This window comes from Enterobacter sp. E14S, assembly GCF_055666685.1.
Genome location: NZ_JBVODQ010000021.1, coordinates 1 through 1,926, shown reverse-complemented (window position 1 = coordinate 1,926; position 1,926 = coordinate 1). Strand labels below are relative to the sequence as shown.

The 1,926-nt window shown below is 53.8% G+C and carries 2 rRNA genes; both read right to left on the bottom strand.

The features are described 5' to 3' along the window. Positions 1–7 precede the first annotated feature (7 nt). Positions 8–123: ribosomal RNA gene (gene rrf, locus ACZ6J2_RS21775) — 5S ribosomal RNA — on the bottom strand. Between the two features lie 72 nt (positions 124–195). Continuing rightward, a 23S ribosomal RNA gene (locus ACZ6J2_RS21770) occupies positions 196–1,926 on the bottom strand; the annotation flags it as partial.

Sequence of the window (1,926 nt, the reverse complement as noted above, 5' to 3'; positions counted from 1 at the left end):
ATTTGATGCCTGGCAGTTCCCTACTCTCACATGGGGAGACCCCACACTACCATCGGCGCTACGGCGTTTCACTTCTGAGTTCGGCATGGGGTCAGGTGGGACCACCGCGCTAAAGCCGCCAGGCAAATTCTGTTAAATCTGTATCAGAGCTGAAAATCTTCTGTCTCTCGTCCGCCGAAACAGCTTCGGCGTTGTAAGGTTAAGCCTCACGGTTCATTAGTATCGGTTAGCTCAACGCATCGCTGCGCTTACACACCCGACCTATCAACGTCGTCGTCTTCAACGTTCCTTCAGGACCCTTAAAGGGTCAGGGAGAACTCATCTCGGGGCAAGTTTCGTGCTTAGATGCTTTCAGCACTTATCTTTTCCGCATTTAGCTACCGGGCAGTGCCATTGGCATGACAACCCGAACACCAGTGATGCGTCCACTCCGGTCCTCTCGTACTAGGAGCAGCCCCCCTCAATTCTCCAGCGCCCACGGCAGATAGGGACCGAACTGTCTCACGACGTTCTAAACCCAGCTCGCGTACCACTTTAAATGGCGAACAGCCATACCCTTGGGACCTACTTCAGCCCCAGGATGTGATGAGCCGACATCGAGGTGCCAAACACCGCCGTCGATATGAACTCTTGGGCGGTATCAGCCTGTTATCCCCGGAGTACCTTTTATCCGTTGAGCGATGGCCCTTCCATTCAGAACCACCGGATCACTATGACCTGCTTTCGCACCTGCTCGAGCCGTCACTCTCGCAGTCAAGCTAGCTTATGCCATTGCACTAACCTCCTGATGTCCGACCAGGATTAGCTAACCTTCGTGCTCCTCCGTTACTCTTTGGGAGGAGACCGCCCCAGTCAAACTACCCACCAGACACTGTCCGCAACCCGGGTAACGGGTCTACGTTAGAACACCAGCCATTAAAGGGTGGTATTTCAAGGGCGGCTCCACGCAGACTGGCGTCCACGCTTCAAAGCCTCCCACCTATCCTACACATCAAGGACCAGTGTTCAGTGTCAAGCTATAGTAAAGGTTCACGGGGTCTTTCCGTCTTGCCGCGGGTACACTGCATCTTCACAGCGAGTTCAATTTCACTGAGTCTCGGGTGGAGACAGCCTGGCCATCATTACGCCATTCGTGCAGGTCGGAACTTACCCGACAAGGAATTTCGCTACCTTAGGACCGTTATAGTTACGGCCGCCGTTTACCGGGGCTTCGATCAAGAGCTTCGCGTTGCCGCTAACCCCATCAATTAACCTTCCGGCACCGGGCAGGCGTCACACCGTATACGTCCACTTTCGTGTTTGCACAGTGCTGTGTTTTTAATAAACAGTTGCAGCCAGCTGGTATCTTCGACTGATTTCAGCTCCACCCGCAGGGGCTTCACCTACATATCAGCGTGCCTTCTCCCGAAGTTACGGCACCATTTTGCCTAGTTCCTTCACCCGAGTTCTCTCAAGCGCCTTGGTATTCTCTACCTGACCACCTGTGTCGGTTTGGGGTACGATTTGATGTTACCTGATGCTTAGAGGCTTTTCCTGGAAGCAGGGCATTTGTTACTTCAGCACCGTAGTGCCTCGTCATCACACCTCAGCGTTAAAAGGTACCGGATTTACCTGGAACCTCCGCCTACATGCTTAAACCGGGACAACCGTCGCCCGGCTAACATAGCCTTCTCCGTCCCCCCTTCGCAGTAACACCAAGTACAGGAATATTAACCTGTTTCCCATCGACTACGCCTTTCGGCCTCGCCTTAGGGGTCGACTCACCCTGCCCCGATTAACGTTGGACAGGAACCCTTGGTCTTCCGGCGAGCGGGCTTTTCACCCGCTTTATCGTTACTTATGTCAGCATTCGCACTTCTGATACCTCCAGCATGCCTCACAGCACACCTTCAACGGCTTACAGAACGCTCCCCTACCCAACAACGC